Annotated in this window: 20 protein-coding genes; 5 read left to right on the top strand and 15 right to left on the bottom strand. The window is 73.1% G+C overall.

Features of this window, described 5'->3' with window-relative positions:
• Positions 1–1737 (top strand): hypothetical protein, encoded by a 1737-nt coding sequence (locus ACRWNP_RS27160; protein WP_431965800.1) that lies wholly within the window; start codon positions 1–3, stop codon positions 1735–1737.
• Between the two features lie 76 nt (positions 1738–1813).
• Positions 1814–2851: a hypothetical protein gene (locus tag ACRWNP_RS27155; RefSeq protein WP_431965798.1), complete on the top strand. Its 1038-nt coding sequence runs from the start codon at positions 1814–1816 to the stop codon at positions 2849–2851.
• Here the strand turns inward: ACRWNP_RS27155 and ACRWNP_RS27150 are convergent.
• From ACRWNP_RS27150 to cobF, 4 genes are all read right to left on the bottom strand, one after another.
• The gene (locus tag ACRWNP_RS27150; protein WP_431965797.1) at positions 2800–4068 is read right to left on the bottom strand and encodes an NAD(P)/FAD-dependent oxidoreductase; all 1269 of its coding nucleotides are present in this window, start codon (positions 4066–4068) and stop codon (positions 2800–2802) included. The genes ACRWNP_RS27155 and ACRWNP_RS27150 overlap by 52 nt on opposite strands.
• Entirely contained in the window at positions 4065–4505 is a 441-nt protein-coding gene (locus tag ACRWNP_RS27145; protein WP_431965795.1) for a GtrA family protein, read from the bottom strand. The genes ACRWNP_RS27150 and ACRWNP_RS27145 overlap by 4 nt, the downstream gene beginning before the upstream one ends.
• Positions 4492–5496, bottom strand: a complete 1005-nt coding sequence (locus tag ACRWNP_RS27140; RefSeq protein WP_431965793.1) for a glycosyltransferase family 2 protein — start codon at positions 5494–5496, stop codon at positions 4492–4494. Before ACRWNP_RS27140 ends, ACRWNP_RS27145 begins: the two co-directional genes overlap by 14 nt.
• A gap of 293 nt (positions 5497–5789) precedes the next feature.
• Positions 5790–6557, bottom strand: a complete 768-nt coding sequence (gene cobF / locus ACRWNP_RS27135) for a precorrin-6A synthase (deacetylating) (protein WP_431965791.1) — start codon at positions 6555–6557, stop codon at positions 5790–5792.
• Positions 6558–7003: 446 nt separating this feature from the next.
• On the opposite strand from cobF, the gene ACRWNP_RS27130 reads away from it, so the two are divergent.
• Entirely contained in the window at positions 7004–7756 is a 753-nt protein-coding gene (locus ACRWNP_RS27130) for a CAP domain-containing protein (protein ID WP_431965789.1), read from the top strand.
• 66 nt (positions 7757–7822) lie between these two features.
• Here the strand turns inward: ACRWNP_RS27130 and ACRWNP_RS27125 are convergent, their stop codons facing one another.
• From ACRWNP_RS27125 to ACRWNP_RS27095, 7 genes are all read right to left on the bottom strand, one after another.
• Positions 7823–9097 (bottom strand): glycoside hydrolase family 18 protein, encoded by a 1275-nt coding sequence (locus tag ACRWNP_RS27125; RefSeq protein WP_431965787.1) that lies wholly within the window; start codon positions 9095–9097, stop codon positions 7823–7825.
• 677 nt (positions 9098–9774) lie between these two features.
• The gene (locus ACRWNP_RS27120) at positions 9775–12894 is read right to left on the bottom strand and encodes an alpha-mannosidase (RefSeq protein ID WP_431965785.1); all 3120 of its coding nucleotides are present in this window, start codon (positions 12892–12894) and stop codon (positions 9775–9777) included.
• Positions 12895–12907: 13 nt separating this feature from the next.
• Positions 12908–14251: a 6-phospho-beta-glucosidase gene (locus ACRWNP_RS27115; RefSeq protein ID WP_431965783.1), complete on the bottom strand. Its 1344-nt coding sequence runs from the start codon at positions 14249–14251 to the stop codon at positions 12908–12910.
• Positions 14248–15000 carry a DeoR/GlpR family DNA-binding transcription regulator gene (locus ACRWNP_RS27110; protein ID WP_431965781.1) on the bottom strand — a complete coding sequence of 251 codons (753 nt, stop codon included), beginning with the start codon at positions 14998–15000 and terminating at the stop codon, positions 14248–14250. The genes ACRWNP_RS27115 and ACRWNP_RS27110 overlap by 4 nt, the downstream gene beginning before the upstream one ends.
• 382 nt (positions 15001–15382) lie before the next feature.
• On the bottom strand, positions 15383–16186 hold the full coding sequence (locus tag ACRWNP_RS27105) for a DUF4097 family beta strand repeat-containing protein (RefSeq protein ID WP_431965779.1): 804 nt from the start codon (positions 16184–16186) through the stop codon (positions 15383–15385).
• Between the two features lie 377 nt (positions 16187–16563).
• Positions 16564–18978, bottom strand: a complete 2415-nt coding sequence (locus ACRWNP_RS27100) for a phosphoketolase family protein (protein WP_431965846.1) — start codon at positions 18976–18978, stop codon at positions 16564–16566.
• Positions 18979–19249: 271 nt separating this feature from the next.
• A complete protein-coding gene (locus tag ACRWNP_RS27095) occupies positions 19250–19672 on the bottom strand; it encodes a VOC family protein (RefSeq protein ID WP_431965777.1) in 423 nt (140 codons plus the stop codon).
• A gap of 133 nt (positions 19673–19805) precedes the next feature.
• Between ACRWNP_RS27095 and ACRWNP_RS27090 the strand changes: the two genes are divergently transcribed.
• On the top strand, positions 19806–20525 hold the full coding sequence (locus ACRWNP_RS27090) for a class I SAM-dependent methyltransferase (protein ID WP_431965775.1): 720 nt from the start codon (positions 19806–19808) through the stop codon (positions 20523–20525).
• Between the two features lie 7 nt (positions 20526–20532).
• On the opposite strand, the gene ACRWNP_RS27085 is transcribed toward ACRWNP_RS27090, so the two are convergent.
• From ACRWNP_RS27085 to ACRWNP_RS27070, 4 genes are all read right to left on the bottom strand, one after another.
• The gene (locus ACRWNP_RS27085) at positions 20533–21696 is read right to left on the bottom strand and encodes a lactate 2-monooxygenase (RefSeq protein WP_431965773.1); all 1164 of its coding nucleotides are present in this window, start codon (positions 21694–21696) and stop codon (positions 20533–20535) included.
• Positions 21697–21764: 68 nt separating this feature from the next.
• Complete coding sequence (locus tag ACRWNP_RS27080) at positions 21765–22301, bottom strand: DoxX family protein (protein WP_431965771.1); 537 nt, start codon at positions 22299–22301, stop codon at positions 21765–21767.
• A 90-nt stretch (positions 22302–22391) separates the two neighbouring features.
• Positions 22392–23003 (bottom strand): NAD(P)-dependent oxidoreductase, encoded by a 612-nt coding sequence (locus ACRWNP_RS27075; RefSeq protein WP_431965769.1) that lies wholly within the window; start codon positions 23001–23003, stop codon positions 22392–22394.
• A 63-nt stretch (positions 23004–23066) separates the two neighbouring features.
• Positions 23067–23942, bottom strand: a complete 876-nt coding sequence (locus tag ACRWNP_RS27070; RefSeq protein WP_431965767.1) for an Fpg/Nei family DNA glycosylase — start codon at positions 23940–23942, stop codon at positions 23067–23069.
• A 148-nt stretch (positions 23943–24090) separates the two neighbouring features.
• Between ACRWNP_RS27070 and ACRWNP_RS27065 the strand changes: the two genes are divergently transcribed.
• Positions 24091–24765, top strand: a complete 675-nt coding sequence (locus tag ACRWNP_RS27065) for a hypothetical protein (protein ID WP_431965765.1) — start codon at positions 24091–24093, stop codon at positions 24763–24765.
• Positions 24766–25167: the final 402 nt, after the last annotated feature.

Genomic DNA, 25167 nt, shown 5'->3' with positions numbered 1-25167 from the left:
GTGAACGATTCCGGCTTCCTCACGCTCAACAGGCTGCTCCCCCTGCCGACGCGTCGTCGGACCCTCCGGCCGGCGCTTTGGGGCGGGGTGATCACGGCCGTCGTCCTGCTCGGCTATTCGACGGTGACTTCGGGCATGAACGGGGACCTCAGGTACGTCCTCGCCTGCCTGCGCAGCGCGAGGGGCGGGGGATTCTCGGCATCGGACACCTTTGTGCACCGGCCACTCTTCTACCGCTGGTTCGTCGCCGGTCTCGACTCACTCACCTTCGGGTCGACCGCGAACCGCGAGATGATCATCCGCATCGTGGCCGTCCTGCTCTGCGTGGCGACCGGACTGGCCCTGCGAGCGGCGCTGGCCCGCCGGATCCCGCTGCGCGACGCGACGCTCACGGCGGCGGCGGTGGCTCTGGCGCTGGCCTTCGCCCCGAGGATCGACTTCCTGCAGCCCGAGTGGACGGCGACCCTGCTGTCGGTTCTGGCGATCGCCGCGGCCCTCGGCATCGAACGGCCGTGGCCGGCGGCCGCCGTGGCGGCGGTGCCGCTGGGCCTGGCGGTCTTGATGAAGTACTCCACCGCGGCCACCGCCCTGATGGCACTGCTGCTGCTCTTCGCCGTCGACCGGATGCGTGCGGTGCGGCTCGGCCTCGTCACGGGCGTCTCCTCGGTGGTGCTCTTCGGGATCAGCGTCCTGGCCGGCTCCCGGGAGTTGCAGTGGGCCAGGGACATGCCCAAGATCAACCAGGGCGCCCTCACCCGCAAGGGACTCCACCCCTCCTTCCTGCTCGACAAGTCCGCGTCCTTCCTCGTGGACCGGGCCTACCTCAGCCCCGTCGTCGCACTGCTCCCGGCGGCGCTGCTGCTGTTGCTGCTGTCCCGCCAGGAGGACCGCCGCCGGCGCGCCGAACTGGCCGCGTTGGCCGGCCTGATCGTCCTCGTGTGCGTAGCCGCGGTCGCGGTGCAGGGCAACTGGTTCGGCTACCACGCCGCCTCCCTCCCGGTGGGCGCCGCCGCGCTGTGGGGCCTCGCGGTCGCCTCCTGGTACCGGGCGTACGGCAGGCCACCGCTGTTCTTCACCGCGGTCACGGCGGTCTACGCGGCCTTCGTGCCGTTCGCCGAGCAGTCCCCGCACGCCGTGCAGGGTGTCGCCGCCGGCTGGGCGGCCGCCCTCGTCGCGCTGCTCGCCGCGACGGCAGACCTCCTGTTCGCCCCCAGGCCCGCCGTCCGCCCGGCCCGCCCCGGCCGGTTCGCGGCCGCCGCCGTCGCGCTCTCCGCGGTCGCCGGGGTCTTCTGCCTGGCCGCCGCGGTCTGGCCCGGCTCGCCGCAGCTGATGAACGCCGGCCGCGTCGTCTACGGCAACGGTTCCTTCGCCGCGCGGTCCGGCCAGACCGCGCTGGAGGCCGCCGAGGTCAACCGGCAGATCCCGCACGGTGCGCCCGTCCTCTACCTGGCCTTCGGCGACGTGGCGTACTACGTCGGTCATCCGACACCGTGCCGCTACCCCGTGCCGACGTTCCTGCAGCGCACCAAGTTCCTCCCGGACGTCGACAAGCTGCCGTCCTACAAGGAGAACCTCCGCTGCGTCACCGAGGACCCGGCCCCCTACGCGGTCCTGCAGCGCTCCTGGTTCCAGCTCGGCAACGTCGACAAGACCATGGCGGCCACGATCGAGGCCACCTACGAGTGCCCGCCCCTGAACGGCAACCCCCGCACCCCGGTGGTCTGCCGCCTGCGCTAGGCACCCGGCTCCCCGCCCCGCCCCCGGGGCCGCAAAATGCGTGGTGGGCTCGGGGGCGGGGCGGAATGATGGGCGGGTGACGTTCCTGGAGGTCGCCTGCGACGAGTCCGGCTCGGACGGCGAGAACCTGATCGGCGGGAACACGGACGTCTTCGCGCACGCGGGTGTGTGCGTCGCCGGCGAGGCCGCGGCCCGGGCGCTGGCGGAGGTGCGCGAGCGGATCCGCTCGCCCGCCGAGGAGTACAAGGCGAACCATCTGCTGCGAGACAAGCACCGGGCGGTGCTGGAGTGGTTCCTGGGGCCCGCGGGGCCGTTGGGCGGCGCCGCCTCGGTGCACCTGGTCGACAAGGCGTGGTTCGTGGTCGTGGCGGTCGTCGATGTGCTGGCCACGGGGCCGTCCGCGGCCGCCCTGGCGACCACGTTGTACCGCGAGGGACGCCGCACCGTGGACGCGGCGCGGTGGCGGGAGTTCCTCCGCGCCGCCAACGAGCTGGTGCGGACCAGGAACCACGAGGCGGGGGTGACACCCGTCGACCCGTTCCACCGCGCACTGGGGGCGCTGGATCCCGCGGACGGCGCCGCCGGCGCCCTTTCCGGGGTCGTCGAGGTGCTGCGGCGGGCCAGGCCGCGGGCGGAGGCGTTCCGGGCGCGGCTCGCGGCGGCCCCGGAGGCGGTGGATCCGCTGGACCCGCTCTTCCCCGCGCTGGAGCGGACGATAGCGCGCTGGAGCGAGGGCGGGGCACGGGTGCACGTCGTGCACGACCGGCAGAACTCGCTCACCGAGGAGCGGATCGCGCGGCTCGGGGCGTCCCTGGCACCGGACCGGCGGCCGGCGGGGCTGCGGCTGGCCGAGTCGCGCCACGACCCGCGGATCCAGCTCGCCGACTTCCTCGCCGGGGTGGCGCGGAAGCTGGCCTCGGACGAGCTGGCGGGCCGCGGCGACCCGGTGCTGATCGGTCTGCTGCGCCCCTACGTGGATCCGCTCTCGGTGTGGGGCGACGACCGCAGCTGGTCGCGGCTGGGGCCCGGCTCTTGCCCGGCCGGGCCCCAGCCGCCGGCGGCTCAGCTCGCGCCGATGAGCTTCGTGACGCGGTGCGCCAGCGCGATGGAGTAGCTCTGCCCGCGGTCCTGCGGGTAGATCTGCGCCATGGTGGCGAGCGTGACCCGGCTCATGTGGGTCCGGTGCTCCGGGATGAGCGAGCGGTACTCGGGGGTCACGACCGGCTGGGCGAAGGGAGCACGGGAGAAGTGCCACTCCTGGATCCACGAGCGCTCGAACTCCGGATTGAGCCGCTGCAGGTACGGGATGTACCGGTCCAGCAGCTCCGCGGGGGCGGTGGTGAACCGCCAGTCGTCCCGCGGCACGTAGTTGCCGACGTAGAGGAGGTGGCGGCCGCCGTACTCCGCGCGGTCGACCATCCGCGTGTGCTCCACGACGGCCAGGAAGGGGAAGTCCGGGTCGTTGATGTTGAGCCAGTAGTACGGGATCACGCTGCGGTCGAGCTCGAGCACGAAGCAGGTGGCGCCGAGGTACTGGTTGCGCCACACCGTGTCGTCGGAGGGGACGTCCGCGGCCTTGGCGAAGACGGGCTGCGGGACGGTGACGACGAGCTGGTCGAAGTCGTAGGACGCGCCGTCGCCAGTGGTGACGGTGACCTGCTCGGCACCCTCGGGCTGACGGATGGTCTCCACCTTCTTGCCAAACTCGACCTTGCCGCCGCGGGCGGCGACGGCGTCGCGCAGCGCGGCGTACACGCGCTCGAAGCCGCCGTGCACGTAGCCGAGTTCGAAGGTCCGGCAGTGCACGCGGGCCCACAGCCAGGCCATCGAGACCTCGTCGGCGCGGTCGCCGAACTTGCCGCGCAGCAGCGGCTCCCAGATGGTCTCGGTGGCCTTGCGGCCGGCCCGGCGGCGCAGCCAGTCCAGAGCGGTGAGGTCGTTGTAGCGCTCACCGCTGCGGACGGCCTTGAGCAGCGCGGAGGAGGCCCCGAAGCGCACGCCGTCGAGCAGCGAGAAGGAGGGGAAGCGCAGCATCTCCAGCGGGGTGCTGAAGGGGTGCAGCGTGCCGTCCCGGAAGACGCCGGTGGTGGGCTTGTGGAAGCGCAGGTCGCCGCCGAGGCCGAGCTCCTCGATGAGCTCGATGATGTCCCGGTCGCTGCGGAAGATGTGGTGGTAGTACCGCTCCAGCGGGACGCCCCCGACGGGGATCGACGCCGCGAGCCCGCCCAGCTCGTCGGCCGCCTCGAGCACCGTGACCTGGTGTCCGGCCTTGACCGCGTCGTACGCGGCGGTCAGGCCGGTCGCACCGGCACCGATGATGCCGAGATTCATCCGAAACTCCACTTTCTGTTGAGCACGAACTGGGTGGCCAGCACCAGGGGCAGCGAGCCCGCCTTGACGACGTTGGCGTCGATGCCGAGCCAGCTGGTGAAGATCTGGAACAGCACGTAGGTGAGGGCGATGCCGGTGAGGCCGACCGCGTAGAAGCGCAGGAAGCGCACGAACACCCGGTCCCGCTTGTCGAACGTGAAGATCGCGTTCAGCACGAAGTTGTTGGTGATGCCGAGGCTCGTGCTGATGACGTTGGCGACCTGCTCGTCGAGGCCGAGCACGTTGAAGAGCAGCAGGAAGGACACGAGGTCGAGGGCGACACCGCTGCCGCCGACCAGCGCGTAGCGGATCAGCTGCCGCAGGTCCCCCCGCCGGTCGGGACGCGCCGGAGCCGGGGCCGCGGTGTCCGCGCCCCCGGCCGCCTCAGTCGCCGTCATGCCCGAGGACCTCGCGGACGATGTACAGCGGCCGGTCCTGGGCCTCGCTGTATATGCGCCCTATGTAGCTGCCGAGCACGCCGATGGCGAGCATCTGGGTGCCGCCGAGGAACAGGGTGACGACCATGAGCATGGTCCAGCCGGACACCGTGATGTCGGGCCGGAAGATCTTCATGCCCAGCGCGTACAGGATGCCGAGGAGGGAGAAGGCGAGCACGAGGAAGCCCAGCCGGCTGATCAGCCGCAGCGGGACGGTGGAGAAGCTCGTGACGCCGTCGATGGCCAGGCGCGCCATCTTCCGCAGCGGGTACTTGGTCTCCCCCGCGAAACGCTCGTCGCGGTCGAACTGGACCTCGGTCTGCCGGAACCCCATCGAGGCGACCATGCCGCGCACGAAGCGGCTGCGCTCGCGGAAGCGGCGCAGCTCGTCGGCCGCCCGCCGGTCCAGGAGCCGGAAGTCGCCGGTGTCCAGCGGGATGTCCACCTCGGCCCAGCTGCGCAGGATGCGGTAGAACGCGTGCGCGGTGGTGCGCTTGAAGATCGTGTCACGCCGGGTGCGGCGGCGCGCGTGGACGATCTCGGCACCGGCGCGCCAGGCGTCGACCAGCTCCAGGCTGATCTTCGGCGGGTCCTGGAGGTCGGTGTCCATGATGATGACGGCGTCGCCCTTGGCCTCGTCCAGGCCGGCGGTGATGGCGATCTGATGGCCGAAGTTGCGGGCGAAGTCGACCACGCGCACACGGCGGTCGTTCTTCGCCAGGTCCCTGAGGATGGTCAGGGAGTCGTCGGCGGAGCCGTCGTTGACATACACGATCTCGTAGCGGAATTCCGGCCGCCCGGCGAGGGCCTTGACCAGCTCCTCGTGGAAATGGCGGATGCCGTCCTGCTCGTTGTACACGGGGAGGACGTACGAGATCAGTGCCGTTCCGCCCGATTCCGTCGCCGGCCGGCGGGCGACGGCGTTCGCGAATTCAGCGGTCTGCGTGGTCACCGTCGGTCCTCCGCACCGTGCACTGCGCGCACATGGGGATTCTCAAACATTTGGCAAACCTATGGATCGACTCTTAATCGAAGGCGAACAAAGCCTTTCCGGGACGACGCACCGAGTTGACGGCAGGGCGGCGCTCCGGTCACGGAATCACCGGTTCCGAATGGGGATGCGGGGAATTCCGGCCACCGCCGCTTCCGTCCTCGCGCGAACGGCCTGGAGTGGGCGGCCGTGGGTCAGCACTGCCGGAGGAAGGCGGCCTCGCCGCAGGGCCGGCAGGGCCGACCGCGCGTGGCTCAGCTCGCCCCGCCGGGGCGGCGGCGCAGCAGATAGGTGTCCATGATCCAGCCTTTGCGTTCCCGGGCCTCGGTGCGGGCCCTGAGGATGCGTTCCGAGGTCTCGGCGAGCGGGCCGGAGATGAGGATCTCGTCCTCGGTGCCGAGATAGGCGCCGTAGTGGATGTCCACGCCCTCCGGGTCGATCCCGGCGAAGGCGGCGCGGCCGTCGAGCATGACCACCACGTCGTCGGCGTCCTCGGGGAAGCCCTCGGACAGACGGCGGCCGGTGGTGATCTGCAGGGGGCGGCCGACCCGGGTGAGGGTGAGGCGGTGGCGGGCCGCGAGCGCGGAGACGCTGCTGATGCCGGGGACGACCTCGTGGGTGAAGGAACCGGGCCGGCGGGCGAGGACCTCCTCGACGACGGCGATCACGCTGTCGTACAGGGAGGGGTCACCCCAGACCAGGAAGGCGCCGGTCTCGCCGGGGCGGAGGTGGGCGTCGAGGAGTCCGGCCACCAGGTCGGCGCGGCGGCGACGCCAGTCCTCGACGGCCTCCGCGTAGCCGGGTGCGCTGCGGTCGCGCTCGGCGTCGGGGACCTCGACGAGACGGTGGCCGGGGCGGGCGTGCTCGTCCAGCATCCGGCGGCGCAGGCGGATCAGGTCCTGGCGCTCCTCCGGTTTCCCGAGGACGAGGAAGACGTCCGTACGGCCGATCGCCTTGACCGCCTGAAGGGTGAGGTGTTCGGGATCGCCCGCGCCGATGCCGATGACGAGGATGTGTCGCATGCGGTGATTGTGCCCTGCGGTGTGCCCGTGACGGCCATCGCGGCAACTGTTCCCAGGACGTCCTGTGATGTCCCTCACGCTGGATTGGGTGGTTACGGTGCGACTTAGTAGCCGGCCTTCGCGCGGCATATAACCTCCATCCGCAACGGAATGGGACATAATTCGCCCACGGGGCGACGGCATTCGATCCGTACGGCGTCATGGGCTGCCCCGGGGCGGGGTACGCGTTCTGAGTGCCCATCAGGTCTCCTCCGGACCTCGGATGCGGTGGCGCGGCACGCTCACACGCCAGTGGCATGAGGCGTCGCGGCTACGAGTCCGCGTAGTACCGATCTTTCATTGCCCGATGTTCGGGACGGTCCACACAATGGCCGGGCCCGCCAGCCGTCACGGCAGCTCAGGCGGGTTGTGAACACGCACGCCGACCCCTCGAGTGAGGTCACGCAATGACGAAGCACCGCCGGACGAAGCGATTCCGGAAGATAACCGTCGCCGCCCTCGCCGTCGCCGCCGTGGGTGTGCCCTCGGTGGCCATGGCCTGCGTCGGTGGCCAGCAGGGTCCGCGGTACGACCGGTCCCAGGGCCAGGGCCAGGGCCGCTGGAACCACGGCTCGTGGGCCGGGTCCTGGAACGGGTCCGCGGGCGGGTCCGGCAACGGGGCGTGGACGCAGGGCGGCCAGTGGGGCGGGAAGCCGTCCTGGGCACCGTCCACCGCTCCCTCGGCCCCCGCCTCCGCGCCGTCGTCCGCGCCGTCCTCGGCGCCCTCGTCGGCACCGTCCGCCGCGCCGGCCTCCCCGGGCGCGGGCTCCGGCGCCACGCTGACGGGTGCCTCGGCCACCGTGCTCGACCTGGTGAACAAGGAGCGGGCCAAGGCCGGCTGCACGGCCCTGAAGGTCAACGCCAAGCTGAACGAGGCCGCGCAGGACCACAGCAAGGACATGGCCTCGCACCGGAGCATGTCGCACACCGGATCCGACGGTTCGTCCCCCGCCGACCGCATCTCCTCGGTGGGCTACAACTGGAGCAGCTACGGCGAGAACGTGGCCTACGGCTACTCCTCGGCGTCCAGCGTGATGAGTGCCTGGATGGCCAGCCCGGACCACAAGCGGAACATACTGGACTGCTCCTTCAAAGAGATAGGGATCGCGCTGGCACAGCCCGGCAACTACTGGACGCAGGACTTCGGCGCCGCGCGCTGAGGCAGAACGCCGGGAGGCCCGGCCGCCCCCGTGGCGGCCGGACCTCCCGGCGTGTGCGCGGTGGGCTCAGCGCAGGCCGCGGCCGAGCGCGTTGATCAGTTCACCGCCCGCGGTGTCCCCGCTCAGCTCCCAGAAGAAGGCGCCGCCGAGGCCCTGCCTCTTCACCCAGGCCGCCTTGCCGCGGAGGGTGAGCGGGGTGTCGTAGCTCCACCACTCCTGGCCGCAGCGGGCGTACGCGGTGCCGGCGACCACGCGCGTGGCCGGGCAGCGGGTCTTGAGCACCTTGTAGTCCTCGCTGCCCGGCTCCCAGGTGCCGGGGGCGGGTCCCGTGGCGTCGCCGCCGGGCGCGGTCTGCGTCACCCCGGTCCAGCCGCGGCCGTAGAAGCCGAGGCCGAGCAGGAGTTTGCGGGCCGGGATGCCGAGGCCGCGCAGCTTGTGGACGGTCGCCGCCGCGTTGGCGCCCTTCGCCGGGATCCCGCGGTAGGAGGTGAGCGGCGAGTGGGGGGCGGTCGGGCCGGTGGCCGACCAGGTGCCGAAGTAGTCGTAGGTCATCGCGTTGTACCAGTCGACGTACTTCGCGGCGCCCGCGTAGTCGGCGGCGTCGATCTTGCCGCCGTCGGAGGCGTCGGCGGTGATGGCGGCGGTGACCAGGTTCTTCTTGCCGAAGCGGTGGCGCACCGCGGCCATCAGGTCCGTGTAGGCGGTCGGGCCGCTGGTGTCGCAGGACATGCCGCAGGCGTTGGGGTACTCCCAGTCGATGTCGATGCCGTCGAAGACGTCGGCCCAGCGCGGGTCCTCGACGAGGTCGTAGCAGGAGTCGGCGAACGCCTCCGGGTCGGCCGCAGCCTGCGTGAAGCCGGGCGACCAGCTCCAGCCGCCGAAGCTCCAGAGGACCTTGATGTGCGGGTACTTCTTCTTCAGCTTGCGCAACTGGTTGAAGTTGCCGTGCAGCGCGCCTTCCTCGGTGCCGTCGGCGACGCCGTCCACGCTGCCGGCCGCGTCGTAGGGCTTCTGGTAGTCCGCCCAGGCGTCGCCGACGGCGCACTTGCCGTCCGTCACGTTGCCGAAGGCGTAGTTGATGTGGGTGAGCCGGGACGCGGCGCCCGAGGTGACGATGTTCTTGACGTGGTAGTCCCGGGCATAGACGCCCCAGTCGATGAAGTAGCCGACGACTTTCGACGTGCCCGCCGGGGCGTGCGGGGCGTGGTGGCCGTGGGACACCGCGGCAGCCGGCTGGGCCGCGGCGGGGCCGGTGACCAGGCTCGCGGTGAGCAGCGCCGTGCCGGCGGCGACGAGGCCGACCAGGGCTCTGCGGAACCGTGATCCCTGCGGTCTGGGCATGGAGTCACCTCTGGTGAGGAAGCGGTCGTGAGCGCGCGTGGGTGCGAGGACACCCTAGAAGGACTAGACCAATAAGGTCAATGGTCTGCACCAATACGGAAGTCCCCGCTTTCCGAGCGCTCATGACCGGCCGTCAGAGAGGCATCGGCGTCCAGGACCAGCGGTGGGTGCCCGGGCCGACCCGGTACGCCGGCAGGGTGAACGGCGGGCCCGGCTGCGGCGGGGACGACGGTCCTGCGTGGGGGTTCCCTTCCGGGGGTGGCCGGTTCGCGGTGGGGCGTGAGTCCGCCGGTGCCCCCACCCGCGCGCGGCCGTCCAGGCGGGCGGCCGTGGAGCCGGGCGTTCCGCCGCGGGCACGGGCCGGGCCTCGGTGAGGGTCTCCGTCCGGCCGGTGACGGTGAGGTGCCCTGGCCCGGGGGTGGGTTCGCCGGTCGTCGTGGGGCGGTGGGGGCCGCGGCGGCGAGCTGGGCTGGGACGTCGCCGGGGGTCTCCCGGCGGAAGCGGGGCCGGGCCCACGGCCGTCGGCTCGGGGTGGCAGCCGGGCAGCGCGTTCGGGAGGGCACGGACGGGGTGCGCACGCGGGCCGGAGTGCCCCGTGCGGGCGCGGCCCGCCCGCACGGGTCCGGCCCGAACAGGTCAGGACGGCGTCCGGGACCTGTTCGGGCGGAGGGATCCGGCTATGCGCACGGGGTGAGGCGCAGGGTGAGGATCTGGAACGGCCGCAGCGCCACCCGGATCCCTCCGTCGGGCCCGAGCTGCGCGCTCTCCCCCTCCAGCGGGCGTTCCAGCAGGTCGGTCACGCGCACCCGCTCCACCGGGAACGAGGCGCGCAGGGTGGTGGTGGCGCGGCCGCCGAGCGACTCGTACAGCCGGACGACCACGTCGCCGGAGCGGTCGTCGGCGAGCTTGACCGCCTCGATCGCGGCCCGCGTGCCGTCGAGCGTCACCAGGGGCGCGGCCGGTGCGGCGTCCACGGCCCCGGCGGTGACGCGCAGCGGCAGGTTGAGCTCGTAGCCGCCCGCCACCGCGTCCTCCACGGCCGCACCGGGGAGCAGCGCGTACGTCAGGCGGTGCGTGCCCTGGTCGGCGTGCGGGTCGGGCACGCGGGGCGCCCGGACGAGGCTGAGCCGCAGCGTGGTGGTGGTGCCGCCGTCCTCGCGTGAGGTGCGGCCGACATCGTGGCCGTAGGTCGAGTCGTTGAGCACGGCCACGCCGTAGCCGGGCTCCGCGACGTGCACCCAGCGGTGGCAGAAGACCTCGAACCGGGCCGCGTCCCAGCTGGTGTTGGTGTGCGTGGGCCGGAAGACGTGCCCGAACTGGATCTCGGCGGCGCTGCGGTCGGCGTGCACGTCCAGCGGGAAGGCCGCCTTGAGGATCTTCTCGCTCTCGTGCCAGTCGATCTCCGTCTCGAAGTCGATCCGCGGGCTGCCCGCGCGCAGCCGTACGGTCTGCGCGAGGCGGGAGCCGCCGAAGGACCGCTCGACGCGGAGGGCACCGACCAGCGGGCCCTCCTCCACGACGGTGATCGCGTCGACGGCCGTCAGGTCCGTGTACTGCCGCCGGTAGTGCCGGTCGATGTCCCAGGCGTCCCACTGGTTGGGCAGGTCGGTGTGGAGGCGCAGCAGGTTGCCGCGCTCGCCCGGGGCCAGCACCTCGCGGCCCGCGGTCAGGTCGAACACCGAGATCAGCAGCCCGTCGTCGTCGAGTTCGACGCGGACCAGCCCGTTGTCCAGGACGCGCTCGGTGACGGTCACCGTGCCGCCCGGCTCGGCCGCCACGAGGGGCCCCGCGCCCGAGGCGGGCAGCTGGGCGAAGACCGCCACCCGGCCGTCGGCGAGGGGCTGGACCCCGGCTCCGTCCGGCGCCGCCGGCACGGCGACGACCTCGGCCCGGGGCCGCGGGGAGGTGTTGAACACCCAGGGGGCCGACGGCCCGGTGCCGGGGTCGCCGGCCACCACCGCGGCGGCGCCGGCGATGATCGCCTCCAGCTCCTCCTTCAGGCGGGCGTAGGTCGCCTCCGCCTCGCGGTGCACCCAGGCGATGGAGGAACCCGGCAGGATGTCGTGGAACTGGTGGAGCAGGACCGTCTTCCACAGCCGGTCCAGGTCTTCGTACGGGTACGCGTACGAGGGGTCGCGCGTCGCGGCGGTGGCGGCCCACAACTCGGCCTCGCGCAGCAGGTGCTCGCCGCGCCGGTTGCCGGACTTGGTGCGCGCCTGGCTGGTGTAGGTGGCGCGGTGCAGCTCCAGGTAGAGCTCGCCGGACCACACCGGGGCGTCCTCGTACTCGGCCCGGGCCTCGCGGAAGAAGGTGTCCGGGTCCTGGACGACGACCTTGGGCGAGCCCTCCAGGTCGCGCAGGCGCCGGGCCTTCTCCAGCATCTCCCGGGTGGGGCCGCCCCCGCCGTCGCCGTGGCCGAAGGGGACCAGGGAACGCGTGCCGCCCCCCTTGTCGGCGTAGTTGCGCACGGCGTGGGCCATCTCCTCGCCGGAGAACACCGCGTTGTAGGTGTCGACCGGGGGGAAGTGCGTGAAGATGCGGGTGCCGTCGATACCCTCCCACCAGAAGGTGTGGTGCGGCATCTTGTTCGTCTGGTTCCACGAGATCTTCTGCGTGAGGAACCACTCCATCCCGGCCAGCCGGGCGAGCTGCGGGTAGGCGCCGGTGTAGCCGAAGGAGTCGGGCAGCCACACCCCCCGGCACTCGACGCCGAACTCCTCGGCGAAGAAGCGCTTGCCGTGGATCAGCTGGCGGGCCATCGCCTCGCCGCCCGGCAGGTTGCCGTCGGCCTCGACCCACATGCCGCCGACCGGCACCCAGTTGCCGGCCTTCGCCGCCTCCTGCATGCGGCGGTACACCTCGGGGTTGCGCTCCTTGACCCAGGCGTACTGCTGGGCCTGGGAGCAGGCGAAGACCAGCTCCGGGTAGTCGGCGGCGAGCGCGGTGACGTTGGAGAAGGTGCGGGCGGTCTTGCGCTTGGTCTCACGCAGCGGCCACAGCCACGCGCTGTCGATGTGGGCGTGGCCGACCGCGGACAGCGTGTGCGCGCTGGCGTGAGCGGGCCGGGACAGCACCCCGGCGAGTTCGGCACGGGCCGCGGCGGCGGTGCCGGCGACGTCGGCGATGTCGAGGGCGTCGAGCATCCGTTCCAGGGCGCGCAGCAGTTCGTGGCGGCGCGGCTCGTGTGTGGACAGCTCGCGCATCAGCTCGCCGGCGACCTCGATGTCCAGGACGAGGTGCCACACGTCCTCGTCGAGCACGGCGAGGTCGGCGCGGGCCATCGTGTACAACGGGTCCGCGGGCGCGGTGAGCCGGTCGCCGAGCGGTGTCGGCAGGAAGCCCTTGGCGAGGATGTCGGGGTTGGCGGCGGCCTCCAGCAGCAGTTCCACCGGTTCGCCGCCGGCCGCGGGGTTCGCGACGGGCACGTACTGGTTGCGCGGCTCGATGCCCTTGACCGGGGTGCCTGAGGCGTCGTGGACCAGGGCCTCGGCCTGGCCGCCGGGCCAGTCGCCGATGAAGCCGAGGTCGAAGACGGCCTCCACACGGCGGCCGGCCCACTCGGCGGGGACGGTCCCCCGGGCACGTATCCAGCTGGTCGACCAGGGGGTGCCCCAGCGGTCGCCGGTCGCGAAGGGCACGTACTCGGCGGCCAGCGCCTCGCCCACGGGTACGGGCTCGCCGTCCACGTGCCACGCGGTGAGCGTCAGCGGCACCGACGCGGCGTACACCGCGGGGCGGATGCGCTGTTCGAGGACGCGGTCGAGGCGCGCCTCGACCTGCTTGCGGTCGTCGTGCATGGTGCTGGTCCCCTCAGTCCCGGAGGTAGGCGAGTCCGGGTACGTGCTTGCGGTAGCCGTCGAGCAGGCGCTGGGCGACGGCGACGGAGTCGACGAGCGGGTGCAGCGCGAAGGCGCGCAGGGCGGCGGCCCGGTCGCCGGTGGTGGCGGCGGTGATGACGTCGCGCTCGACGGCCTTGACGGCGGTGACCAGGCCGGCGGCGTGGCCGGGCAGCGGGTCGCCGACGATGGGGCGGGCGCCGTTGGCGTCCACGTGGCAGGGCACCTCGACGACGGCCTCGGCGTCGAGCGGCTCGAGGGCGCGGCGGTTGCGGACGTTGAGGATCAGCGTGGCGCGCTCGTCCAGGGCGATGGCCCGCATCAGGGCGAGGGCGACCTTCTCGTAGCCGCCGGACTCCAGGTCGCACGAGTCGCGCTCGCCGGCGCCCGCGGCCTCCCGGACGTCGGCGCCATAGGTGGTCTCGCGCTCCAGGCGGGTGGCGTCCCAGGCGGCGAAGGGCTCGGTGCCCGGGGCGCGCATCTTCTCGTAGAAGCGCTGCTGCTGCTCCAGGAGGAAGGCGCCGCGGGTGTGCTCGGCGTCGCGCGCGGCGGCGACCACCTCGCGGTTGGAGTAGTAGTAGTTCAGGTACTCGTTGGGTACCGAGCCGAGGGTGCGCAGCCAGTCGGCGCCGAAGAGCTTGCCCTCCTCGAAGGAGGTGAGCGCCGCCTCGTCGGCGAGCAGGCGCGGCAGCAGGTCGACGCCGTCGACGCGCACCGCCCGCAGCCAGCCGAGGTGGTTCAGGCCCGCGTAGTCGAACCAGGCCCGGCCGGGGTCGATGCCGAGGGCGCGCGCCACGCGCCTGCCGAGGCCGACGGGCGAGTCGCAGATGCCGATGACGCGGTCGCCGAGGTGGTGGGACATGGCCTCGGTGACCAGGCCGGCGGGGTTGGTGAAGTTGATGACCCAGGCGTCGGGGGCGAGCCGCGCGATGCGGCGGGCGATGTCGACGGCGACCGGGACGGTGCGCAGCCCGTAGGCGATGCCGCCGGGGCCGACCGTCTCCTGGCCGAGTACGCCCTCGTCGAGGGCGACCCGCTCGTCGACGACGCGTCCGGCGAGACCGCCGACGCGGATCGCGGAGAACACGAAGTCGGCGCCGGTGACGGCATCGTCGAGATCGGTCGTGACGGTGACCTCGGGCGCGTCGGGGTGGCCCTGCGCCTGTTCCCGCAGGACCCGGACGATGGCGTCCAGGCGCGCGGGGTCCAGGTCGTGCAGGGTCACGTGGGTGACGCGGCCCTCCGCGCGGTCCTCCAGCAGGGCGCGGTAGACCAGCGGGACGCGGAACCCGCCGCCGCCGAGAATCGTGAGCCTCATACCTCGACCACCTCCACCCCCGCCTCGCGCAGCGAGGTCCGGGTCGTCGCGTCCGCCGGGGCGTTGGTCACCACGACGTCGATGTCCTCGGGCCCGCACACCCGGGCCATGCCGGTGCCGGGGAACTTCCCGGCGTCCGCCACGAGCACCACCTGGTCGCTCGCCGCGATCATGGCCCGTTTGACGGGCACCTCCACGGCGGTCGTGTCCAGTATCTGCCCGCCCGGACGGATGCCGCTGGTGCCCAGGACCAGCCGGTCGGCCCGGACCTGGCGAAGGTTGTCCTCGGTGAGGAAGCCGACCAGCGAGCGGTACTCGCGGCGCACGACCCCGCCGAGCAGCACCAGTTGCACGTCCTTCTCGTCCTGCAGTTCCTCGTAGACCGCGAGGTTGCTGGTGATCACCGTGAGCGAGCGGCCCCGCAGGTGCCGGGCAACCCGCAGGGCGGTCGTCCCGATGTCCAGCAGGACGGTCTCGCCGTCCTGGATGATCTCGGCGCAGCGGACGGCGATGGCGTCCTTGGCCTCGACACGGACCGCGGCGACGTCGGGGAACGGATCGTCCTCGCCGGTCAGCGGGACCGCGCCGCCGTAGACCCGCTTCAGCAGGCCCTCGTCCTCGAGCTGGATGAGGTCGCGGCGGATCGTGGCCTGGCTGGCGCCGATCCGCTCGGCCAGCACGCTCACCGAGGTGGGGCCGTCCGACCGCAGCGCGCGGAGGATCAGCTCATGTCGTCGGTCGGGGAGCATGCCACGAACCCTACCCGGACTCTGTGCAAAGTCAATCAAAGTCGAGCAAGTTTGTGATTGACCCTTGTCAAACCACTGCACAGCATGCGAGCTCTTGCCTACGTCAGGCCGGGCGTCCCCCCGTCCGGGCCTGGACCGGGGGGACACACGCCGGCAGCACCCGGGAGGAGGCAGCCGATGTCTTCCTGTCCGGGCTGCTCTTCTTCGACCTGGGGTCCACCGGGCTCCCCACGCCGCCCACCCCGGGCGCCGAGGTGTGGACCAGGGATTTCATCGCGGGCGCGACCGAGGGCGCCGTCCGCGGCTGACCCGCCGCGAACACCCGGGCGCCGCGGCCGGCCGCGGCGCCCGGCGTCCGACCGGGAGCGCCTCCGCCAGGCCGTCAGCCCGTGCGCACCGTGACGACGCCGGTCCGGGTGGTCGCGGTGATCCGGTGCGGCGACGAGGGGTCGGCCGGCACGCTCACCTCCCGCATCCCGACGTCGGCCGTGGCATGGACGTCGTAGGAGCGGCCCGCGGGCACGGTGACCGTGACCGCGCCGTTCCCGGTGCCGGCGTCGACCTCCTTCGGCGCTGCCGTGAACGCCGCCTCCACCGTGCCGTTCGCGCTCTTGAGGGTGGCCTCCCGGGCGCCCAGTGAGGCACCCCTGACGCCGCCGTTGCGCGTCGTGAGGTCCACCGGCCCGGTGACGCCCTCCACGTCGACGTCGCCGTTGTCGAGTCTGACGGTGACCGGCATGGCGGCGGGGACCGTCACCGTGTAGTCGACCCTGCAGGGGCTGCTGTCCCCGCAGCCGGAGCCGACCAGTTCCAGGGTCCCGTCCTCCACGCGGTGACGGGTGGTGGGCTTCACGGCGCCGTACTCCAGCGTCTCCACCACCGACACCGGCCCGCTGCCCGCGGTGACGCGGACGGTGCCGTTCACATTGCGCACGCTCAGCGCCCTGGCGCCGGATACCTCGTACGCGTGCGGCGAGGGCGAGGAGGGCGCGCCACCGCCGGCGTCCGCGCTCGCTCCGGTGCCCGCGCCGGGCACGGACGCCGACCCGGGAGCCGGGCCCGCGGGCCGTGCCCGCTCGCCACCGCCCGAGTCGCAGGAGGCGAGGAACCCACCCGCCACGAGGGCGAGCACTGCCGCCCCGACACGCCAACTCTTCACCACGGCCTTCTCCTTGCCCGTCGTCACCCTCCCTCCCCTGGGGAGCATATCGCCGCGAACACGGCATTCCCGATCCTCCGTCGGGGTGACTGGCCCGCCCGGCCGGGGGTACGCGCGCATCCATCGGGAGCGTCGCACCGGGTGCGGCGAACGGGTGGCGCGCCGACGTCCTCGCCGGCCGTCACCGCGGGGCCGGCTCAGTGGCCGCCACGACGGCGGCGATGGTCATCGCCGAGTGGCCGTGGCCCGCGCTGTTCCGGGTGGTGTGGCCGGGCGGCTCCACACGGCACGACCGGGCCCCGCTCACGGCGCTCGGCTTCATGCTGTCGATCGCCGGGGCGCCGCCCGCGCCGGCCGCGGGCGGCGCCTCGTGGGGGTCGCCTGCCGGTCGTCCGCCGGCCGGTCTACCGGCCGGGCCAGGTCCAGTCGGCGACCTCGGGCAGGTCCGTGCCGTGCTCGCGGATCCACGCGTGGTGCCGCAGCCGGGCGTCATCCATCAACTGCCTTACCGGTGCGGCTCGCACCGCGAGCCCCGGCACGCGGTCGATGACGTCCATGACCAGCCGGAAGCGGTCGAGGTCGTTGCGGACGACCATGTCGAAGGGCGTGGTCGTGGTGCCGATCTCCTTGTAGCCGCGGATATGCAGGTGGGCGTGCCCGGCACGGCGGTAGGCGAGGCGGTGGATGAGCCACGGGTAGCCGTGGTACGCGAAGATCACCGGCTTGTCCCGGGTGAAGAGCGCGTCGTAGTCCGGGTCCGCCATGCCGTGCGGGTGCTCCTCCCTGGGCAGCAGCCGGGCCAGGTCGACCACGTTGACCACCCGTACGGCCAGCGCGGGCAGGTGACGGCGGATCAGTGACACGGCGGCCAGCACCTCCTGGGTGGGGACGTCCCCCGCGCAGGCGAGGACGACATCGGGGTCGCGGTTGCCGTCCTCGGTGCCCGCCCACTGCCACACGCCGGCGCCGCGGGCGCAGTGGGCGCGGGCGGCGTCGAGGTCGAGCCAGTCGAAGCAGGGCTGCTTGCCGGCGACGACGACGTTGACGTAGTCACGGCTGTGCAGCACGTGCTCGGCGGTGGACAGCAGGGTGTTGGCGTCCGGCGGCAGGTAGACCCGCACGACCTCGGGCGCCTTGTTGAGGATGTGGTCGATGAAGCCGGGGTCCTGGTGGGAGAAGCCGTTGTGGTCCTGCCGCCACACGTGCGAGGTCAGCAGGTAGTTCAAGGAGGCGATGGGCCTGCGCCAGGCCAGTTTCCGGGTGGTGCGCAGCCACTTGACGTGCTGGTTGACCATCGAGTCGACGATGTGGACGAAGGCCTCGTAGCAGGAGAACAGCCCGTGCCTGCCGGTGAGGAGATAGCCCTCCAGCCAGCCCTGGCAGGTGTGCTCGGACAGGATCTCCATGACGCGGCCGTGCCGGTCGAGGTGTTCGTCGACGGGGAGGACCTCGGCCTGCCAGGCCTTGCCGCTGGCCTCGTAGACCGCCTGGAGCCGGTTGGAGGCGGTCTCGTCGGGACCGACGAGCCGGAAGTCGCGGCGTCCGGCGGTGTCGGCCATGACGCCTTCCAGCAGGCCGCCGAGGATCCGGGTGGGCTCGTGCAACGTCACGCCCGGCTTGTCGACCTCGACGGCGAACCGCTCCAGGGGCGGTACGGGCAGGTCGCGCAGGAGCAGCCCGCCGTTGGCGTACGGGGTGGCGCCGAGCCGCAGGTCGCCGTCGGGGACGCAGGCCAGCACCTGCGCGGTGGGCGAGCCGTCCTCGTCGAACAGTTCCTGCGGCCGGTACGAGCGCATCCACTCCTCGAGCTGCCGCAGGTGCTGGGGGTTGTCGCGGACCGCGGCCATCGGCACCTGGTGCGCGCGCCAGGTGCCCTCCACGGGCAGGCCGTCGACCTCGGCCGGGCCGGTCCACCCCTTGGGCGTGCGCAGTACGATCACCGGCCAGCGCGGGTGCCCGCGCTCACCGCCCTCGCGCGCGGCGGCCTGGATCTGCGCGATGCGGTCCAGGGCGGTGTCCATCGTCTCGGCCATCGCGGCGTGCACGGCCATCGGGTCGTCCCCGGTGACGTGCAGCGGCTCGTGGCCGTAGCCGCGCAGCAGTTCGTCGAGCTCGCTCTCCGGGATCCGGGCGAGCACGGTGGGATTGGCGATCTTGTAGCCGTTCAGATGCAGGACCGGCAGGACGGCCCCGTCGTGGACGGGGTCGAGGAACTTGTTGGAGTGCCAGGACGCGGCGAGCGGCCCGGTCTCGGCCTCGCCGTCGCCGATCACGCAGGTCACCACGAGTTCGGGGTGGTCGAAGGCGGCACCGTAGGCGTGCGAGAGCGAGTAGCCCAGCTCACCGCCCTCGTGGATCGAGCCGGGGGTCTCCGGCGCGACGTGGCTCGGCACGCCCCCGGGGAAGGAGAACTGCCGGAACAGCCGGTCCATGCCCGTCGCGTCACGGGGGACGTCCGGGTAGGTCTGCGAGTACGTACCCTCCAGCCACGAGTTCGCCAGGACGGCGGGCCCGCCGTGCCCCGGCCCCCAGACGGCGAGTTCCCGCTGCCCACGGGCCTTGATCACCCGGTTGAGGTGGGTGTACACGAGGTTCAGGCCGGGTGAGGTGCCCCAGTGGCCGAGCAGCCGTGGTTTCACGTGTTCGGGGCGGAGCGGTTCGGCCAGGAGCGGATTGCCCATCAGGTAGATCTGGCCGACTGCCAGGTAGTTCGCGGCGCGCCAATGGGCGTCGAGGGCACGGAGCTCCTCGTCGTGCATGGCTTCCTCCGAAACGTCGGGTACGGGAGACCTCTCCTTCCCAGACTCGGCATTTGCGATGACGGTCCGCTAGGGCCGGATGGGGCCTCTTCCGGTGCCCGGACGCCGACGGGGGTGTTCGGCACGGGGCCTGATCTGGAGCGCGCGTGCCGCAGGAGGCGACAGGGAAGATCGCGGATTGAGCGGATCCGGGCGAACAGGACCGCTTTCGGGGCATCCCCGGCGCGGCCCGCCGAACTCGGGGACGAGTCGGGGCGGGGCCTGCTGCTGGTGGAGGCCCTGGCCACGGGGTGGGGCACCCGGCCGTCCAACGAGGGCAAGACGGTCTGGTTCACCCTCCGGCTGCCGCAGGGGTGACGCTCCGTCCGGCACCGCGGGCCGCCTCGGCCACCTCGACGAAGTGCGGGTTGTGCATCACGCCGAGCAGGTTGCCGAAGGGGTCGAGGACCGCGCCCGCGACGAAGCCGTGGCCGTGGTCGCGCGGTGCCTCCTGTGGGCGGGCGCCCAGGGAGAGCAGGCGTTCCCAGGTCGCCTGGACGTCGTCGACGTGCCAGTAGGCCACGACGCCGGCGGGCGCGGAGGCCGTGCGGGAGACGCCCAGCTCCTGGCTGTGGTCGCCGAGACGGAACTCGATGTAGTCCGGGGTGTCGAAGTAGGGCTCGATGCGCAGCAGTTCGGTGTACCAAGCCTTCGCGGCCGCGAGGTCCCCGGCGTGGTAGCGAATGGTGGCCAGGCCACGGAATGTTGTCGTCATGCCGTCATGCTCGCGTGGATCGCGGCCCGTTCCGGTCCGCATTGCGCGGGCCGGGGCCCGGACGGCGGTGCGAGCCCGGTCGCGGCCGCGCGCCGCCGGTCCCGGCCCGCGGCCCGTCCGTAGCATCGGGTCCATGGCAACCCTGTGGGAGCTCATGCGCGACTGCATCCCCGACGACCACGCCCGCCAGGTCACGTCGCGCTTCTACCTCGACCAGGCCATGTCCTGCGCCCACGCACCGGACCGGGTGGTGGACCTCGGCTGCGGCCGCGGCACGTCGGCCGCGCTCTTCCGCCGGCACAACCCCAAGGTGCGCTGGGTGGGGGTCGACATCAGGGACTCCCCCGAGGCACGGCAGCGCACGGCCGGCGGGGAAGCGGTCCTCCACTACGACGGCGTCCGGCTGCCCTTCCGCACCGGCGCCGTCCCGCTGATCTACTCGCACCAGGTGTTCGAGCACGTCTCCCGGCCGAGGGAGCTGCTGGCCGAGATCGGCCGGGTGTTGCGGCCGGGCGCGGTCTTCATCGGCAGTACCTCGCAGTTCGAGCCCTACCACTCCTTCAGCCTCTGGAACTACACGCCGTACGGCTTCCGGGTGCTGGTCGAGGAGGCCGGGCTCGCCCTGGAGGAGATCCGGCCCTCGCTGGACGGGGTGACCCTCATCATGCGCTCGTACCACGGCAGGCCGCCCGAGTACGGCCGGTACTGGGACGAGGCGTCGCCGCTGAACGCCGAGATCGACACCTGGGCGCAGCGGACGAAGCGGGGCGCCGCCCTGGCGAACCTCCGCAAGCTCACCTACTGCGGGCAGTTCGCCTTCCGCGTCCGCAAGCCGGCCGCCGCCACCGCCTGACGCCCGGTCACGACGCCGGGGACAGCGCCTCCGGGCTCAGGTCTCCCGGGCGGGAGTGGCCGGACAGGGCGAGGGTGAGGTCGAACTCGGCCAGCACGCAGCGGATGACGTGCTCGACGCCCGCTTGACCGTCCAGGCCGAGGCCGTAGGCGTAGGGGCGGCCGAGGAGGACGGCGGTGGCACCGAGGGCGAGGGCCTTGAAGACGTCGTCGCCGGTGCGGACACCGCTGTCGAAGAGGACGGCGAGCCGGTCGCCGACGGCGCGGGCCACCGCGGGGAGGGCGTCCGCGGCGCCGATCGCTCCGTTGACCTGGCGGCCGCCGTGGTTGGACACGACGACGCCGTCCATGCCGGCGTCGGCGGCCAGGCGTGCGTCGTCGGGGTGCTGCACGCCCTTGAGGACGATCGGGCCGTCCCAGTTCTCGCGCAGGAAGGCGAGGTCGGGCCAGGTCTTGCCGGGGTCGGCGAACATGCCGACGAAGCGCAGGACGGCTGCGTTCAGGTCCTCCTCGACGGGCTTGGTGAGGCCGGCGAGGAATGCGGGGTCGGTGAAGTAGTTGGCGGTGCCGATGCCCTTGAGGAAGGGCAGGTACGCCTGGTCCAGGTCCCGGGGCCGCCAGGCGAGCAGCGGGGTGTCGAGGGTGACGAGCAGCGCGGTGTACCCGGCGGCCTTGGCGCGGCCCAGGAAGCTGCGCGTCACCTCGCGGTCCTTGGCCCAGTACAGCTGGAACCAGCGTTCCGCGTCGCCCATGGCCTCGGCGACCTCCTCCATGGGCGTGCTGGACGCGGAGGAGAGCACGAAGGGCACCCCCTGCGCCGCGGCGGCACGGGCGGCAGCGCGCTCGGCGTCGGGGTGCACGATCGACAGCACGCCGACCGGGCCCAGCGCGAGCGGGGCGCTCAGCGTGCGGCCGAGGACCTCCACCGTCAGGTCGCGCGCGGACACGTCGCGCAGCATGCGCGGCACGATCCGCAGCCGGTCCAGGGCCTCGCGGTTGGCCCGTTCGGTTCGGCCGCTGCCCGCGCTGCCGGCGACGTAGCCGAAGGGCCCGGCGGCCAGGCGCTCGGCGGCCAGTTCCTCCAGCCGCGTCAGGTCGGTGGGGAGGGCGGGCAGCACGCCCGCGAGCCCGTTGAGGTAGATCTCGTACTGGTGGTCCGCCCGGTCGCCCATTCCTGTCCCGTCTGTCGGTGCCGAGACCAGGACTGTGTCAGGACCTGTCCGCCGCGTCCACCGTCCGGTCAGGCCTGCGGCAGTTCGGCGGCCATGTCGGCGCGCACGGCGGCGTTGCGGCGGCCCACCACGGCCCCCGCCGTGAGCGCGCCGACGGTGAAGCAGGCCGCGACCGTCCAGACGTTGTCCAGCACGTGGCCGGTGAGCCGGTCCAGTGAGTAGCGGCCCGGTCCGGCCAGGCCCACGGCGGCGGCGGTGTAGCCGAGGAACGCCGGGTACTCGAAGCCGCCCGAGGCGGAGAAGAAGCCGGCCGGCAGATGCACGGAGACAGCGCCGGCCATCCCGCCGGCGGCGGCCGCGCCGGCGGCCGGGGTGGCCAGGCCGAGCGCCAGCAGGGTGCCGCCGCCCGCCTCGGCGAGGCCCGAGGCGAGCGCGCTGAGCCGGCCGGGCCGGAAGCCCATGGACTCCATCGCCTCGCCCGTGCCCTCCAGGCCGTGGCCGCCGAACCAGCCGAAGAGCTTCTGGGAGCCGTGGGCGACGAGCACCGCGCCCGCCCCCAGGCGCAGTGCGAGCAGTCCGAGGTCCTTGCGGCGGCTGTCGGGCATGGCGGGGTCCTTCCGGGGCGGTGCGGGCGCGTACGGCCAGTCTGGACGCCCGCCGCGGGGCGCGCCGCCCGCGGTGGGCCGTCCGGGCGGTCAGGAGGCGATGGCCACGGCCCGCCGTACGCAGTCCTCCGAGCCGAGGGCACGCAGCATGAAGTCGGCGAGGTCTGCCCGGCTGACCCGGGAGGCCAGGCCGAGCCGTAGGTCGGGGCCGGTGCGGTAGACGCCGGAGTAACGGCCGCCGGTGATGACCGCGGGCCGCACGATGGTCCACAGGTCGCCCTCGGCGCGGATCAGCTCCTCCTGGCGGTCCTTGTCCCGCATGATGGCCGGGATGACCAGTGAGGTCGCGAACCGGTGCACACCGCGCCCGCCCGGTCCCGACCCGTAAGCGCCGACGGCCACCAGCCGCCGTACGCCGAGCGCCCGCATGGCGGGGAGAATGCGCCGCATGCCGTCGGCGCAGATGGTTCCGCCGCGCGGGGAGCGGGTGCCGAGGGCGCTGAGCACCCCGTCGGCGCCCGCGATCACGCGGCCGACGGCCTCGGCGTCCCGGACGTCGCCGGGCACGACCGTCAGCCGTTCGCGCGGGGGGAGCGCGGCGGGGTCGCGGGCCAGGGCGGTGACCTCGTGGCCCGCGTCGAGGGCCTGCGCCACGAGCTCGCGTCCCACATGGCCGGTGGCTCCGAAGATCGCGATACGCATGTCGGCGTCGCTCCGGGTCGGGGTAGGGTCACCCGCCATCCTGGGTCACCACCCGGCGGGCGGCTACTTCAGAAGGCGCGACATCCTGCGGTCGGCGAGCGGCTTCCCGCCGGTCTGGCACGTGGGGCAGTACTGCAGGGAGGAGTCGCTGAAGGAGACCTCGCGGATCGTGTCGCCGCAGACGGGGCACGGCTCGCCCGTGTGCCCGTGCACCCGCAGCCCGGTCTTCTTCTCGCCCTTCAGGTCGCCCGCCGCCAGGCCGCGGGAGCGTTCGACGGCGTCCTGGAGGGTGGTGCGCAGCGCTTGGTACAACCGGCTGACCTCCTCCTCGGAGAGGTTCGCCGCGAGTGCGTACGGCGACATCTTGGCGGCGTGCAGCACCTCGTCCGAATAGGCGTTGCCGACACCGGCGATGACGCCCTGGTCGCGCAGGACGCCCTTGATGCGGCGGCGTTCGCCGGAGAGCAGGGCCGCGAAGACGCCGAGCGTGAAGGCGGGGCCGAGCGGTTCGGGGCCGAGGCGGGCGATGCCGGGGACGTCCTGCGGGTCCCGGACGCAGTGGACGGCCAGCCGCTTCTGCGTCCCCGCCTCCGTCAGGTCGAAGCCGGCGCCCTCCGGTTCCGCCATCAGCAGCCGCAGCGCGAGCGGGCCCTTGCCGGGGCGGGGCGGGGTCGCGGGCAGGTCGTCCCTCCAGCGCAGCCAGCCGCCCCGGGCCAGGTGCACGGCGAGGTACGGGCCCGCTCCGGCGTCGGTGGTGAAGACGAGGAACTTGCCACGGCGCCCGACAGAGGTCACGGTGCGCCCGTGCAGCGCGTCCAGCGGCGGCTCGTAGGTCTTGAGGACGCTCACCGCCACCGGCAGGACCCGGGCGATGGCGTGGCCGGCCATGCGGCCGGTGAGGAACCCGGCCAGGGCCTCGACTTCGGGCAGCTCCGGCATGCGACCAGTGTGCGCCCGGGAACGGTGGGGTGCGAGACGGCGACCGGACGGCTCCGCCCGCTTGCGGCGTCAATACCGCACCATGAACAGACAGTTGGATGTTCGGTAGAACTGGACATCGGGACGCCGGGTGTGAATGATCGCAGCCATGGCCGATTCTCTCCCCCTGCCCGCCGAGGCACCGAACCACCCGGACCCGGGTGCGCTGGACCCCACCGAGGTGATTCCCCGGCCGCAGCCGGTGGAGGCCGGTGAGGCCACGGAGGTCAGGGTCATCAGCGGAGAGGTCGTCGGAGGCCGCCATCGCGGGCAGCGCCGTGGTCCCGGCCGCGGCTCGCTGGGCACCGCCGTGCTGACGGCGACCGGCGCCGTCGCGGGCCTGTCCATGCTGATGCCGCACGGCGGCGCCGGCAACGTCGCGGAGGCCGCCCAGGAGTCGGTGAGGGCCGTGCCGGACGGGGCCGTCGAGGACGCCATCGTGCCGACGGCGGCGGGCGCCGCCGTCTCCGCCGAGACCCCGGAGGCCGGGACGAAGGCGTCGACGAAGCCCGCGTCGACGGGCACGGGCACCTCGGCGGGCACCGGCGCCCGTGACACCGCGCGGACGGACGCACCGGCCCCGGGCCGCCACGCACGCGTCAGCGGCACCTGGGACAGCGAGGACTGGCAGGAGGCCGTGACACGCGCCATCGCCGCGCACCGCTCGGGCGAGCGGGGTGGCTTCGGCGGACGGCACCGTGCCGACGGCGGCACCGGCTGGAACGCCTACGGCGGTGGCCAGTGGGACGGCGGACGGCAGGGCGACTGGTACCGGGGCGGCTGACGTCGCTTCCGGGCTCACGTCGTTCCACAGTTGACGTGGGCTGCGTGCGTCAGGGCGGCCCCTGCTCGGGCCAGATCGTCTTGCGGCCGGGCGTCTGCCGGGATCCGCAGCGCTGGGTGAGCCGGGCAACGAGCGGCAGGCCGCGGCCGCCCTCGTCGAAGATCCGGGGCGGCGCAGGTGCGGGGCGGTGCTGCTGGTGTCGCAGGCCTCGCAGATCACGGTGGCGTCGCGGATCAGCCCGAGTCCCCGCCATGACCAGCACCGCCCTCAACCGCCGCACCGGTCCGCACCGGCGGCTCACCCGCCCCGCTTCCCCGGCGACCCGGCGCCGCGCCCGGGGCCGTCGGTGTCCCGAGTGCCGCCGGCCGCTTTCGCGGTCGGGCCGGCCGAAGTCGGCCCGAC

This window comes from Actinacidiphila sp. bgisy160, assembly GCF_965342435.1.
GTDB lineage: Bacteria > Actinomycetota > Actinomycetes > Streptomycetales > Streptomycetaceae > Actinacidiphila.
Note: the sequence above shows the minus strand (reverse complement) of the source record. Positions and strands in the feature narration are given on the sequence as shown.

What these genes read in the sequence shown, in the direction of transcription:
- ACRWNP_RS27150 (WP_431965797.1), bottom strand. Translation starts at nt 4,068, where the DNA reads ATGAATCTCGGCATCATCGGTGCCGGTGCGACCGGCCTGACCGCCGCG.
- ACRWNP_RS27145 (WP_431965795.1), bottom strand. Translation starts at nt 4,505, where the DNA reads ATGACGGCGACTGAGGCGGCCGGGGGCGCGGACACCGCGGCCCCGGCT.
- cobF (WP_431965791.1), bottom strand. Translation starts at nt 6,557, where the DNA reads ATGCGACACATCCTCGTCATCGGCATCGGCGCGGGCGATCCCGAACAC.
- ACRWNP_RS27130 (WP_431965789.1), top strand. Translation starts at nt 7,004, where the DNA reads ATGACGAAGCACCGCCGGACGAAGCGATTCCGGAAGATAACCGTCGCC.
- ACRWNP_RS27125 (WP_431965787.1), bottom strand. Translation starts at nt 9,097, where the DNA reads ATGCCCAGACCGCAGGGATCACGGTTCCGCAGAGCCCTGGTCGGCCTC.
- ACRWNP_RS27120 (WP_431965785.1), bottom strand. Translation starts at nt 12,894, where the DNA reads ATGCACGACGACCGCAAGCAGGTCGAGGCGCGCCTCGACCGCGTCCTC.
- ACRWNP_RS27115 (WP_431965783.1), bottom strand. Translation starts at nt 14,251, where the DNA reads ATGAGGCTCACGATTCTCGGCGGCGGCGGGTTCCGCGTCCCGCTGGTC.
- ACRWNP_RS27110 (WP_431965781.1), bottom strand. Translation starts at nt 15,000, where the DNA reads ATGCTCCCCGACCGACGACATGAGCTGATCCTCCGCGCGCTGCGGTCG.
- ACRWNP_RS27095 (WP_431965777.1), bottom strand. Translation starts at nt 19,672, where the DNA reads ATGACGACAACATTCCGTGGCCTGGCCACCATTCGCTACCACGCCGGG.
- ACRWNP_RS27090 (WP_431965775.1), top strand. Translation starts at nt 19,806, where the DNA reads ATGGCAACCCTGTGGGAGCTCATGCGCGACTGCATCCCCGACGACCAC.
- ACRWNP_RS27085 (WP_431965773.1), bottom strand. Translation starts at nt 21,696, where the DNA reads ATGGGCGACCGGGCGGACCACCAGTACGAGATCTACCTCAACGGGCTC.
- ACRWNP_RS27080 (WP_431965771.1), bottom strand. Translation starts at nt 22,301, where the DNA reads ATGCCCGACAGCCGCCGCAAGGACCTCGGACTGCTCGCACTGCGCCTG.
- ACRWNP_RS27075 (WP_431965769.1), bottom strand. Translation starts at nt 23,003, where the DNA reads ATGCGTATCGCGATCTTCGGAGCCACCGGCCATGTGGGACGCGAGCTC.
- ACRWNP_RS27070 (WP_431965767.1), bottom strand. Translation starts at nt 23,942, where the DNA reads ATGCCGGAGCTGCCCGAAGTCGAGGCCCTGGCCGGGTTCCTCACCGGC.
- ACRWNP_RS27065 (WP_431965765.1), top strand. Translation starts at nt 24,091, where the DNA reads ATGGCCGATTCTCTCCCCCTGCCCGCCGAGGCACCGAACCACCCGGAC.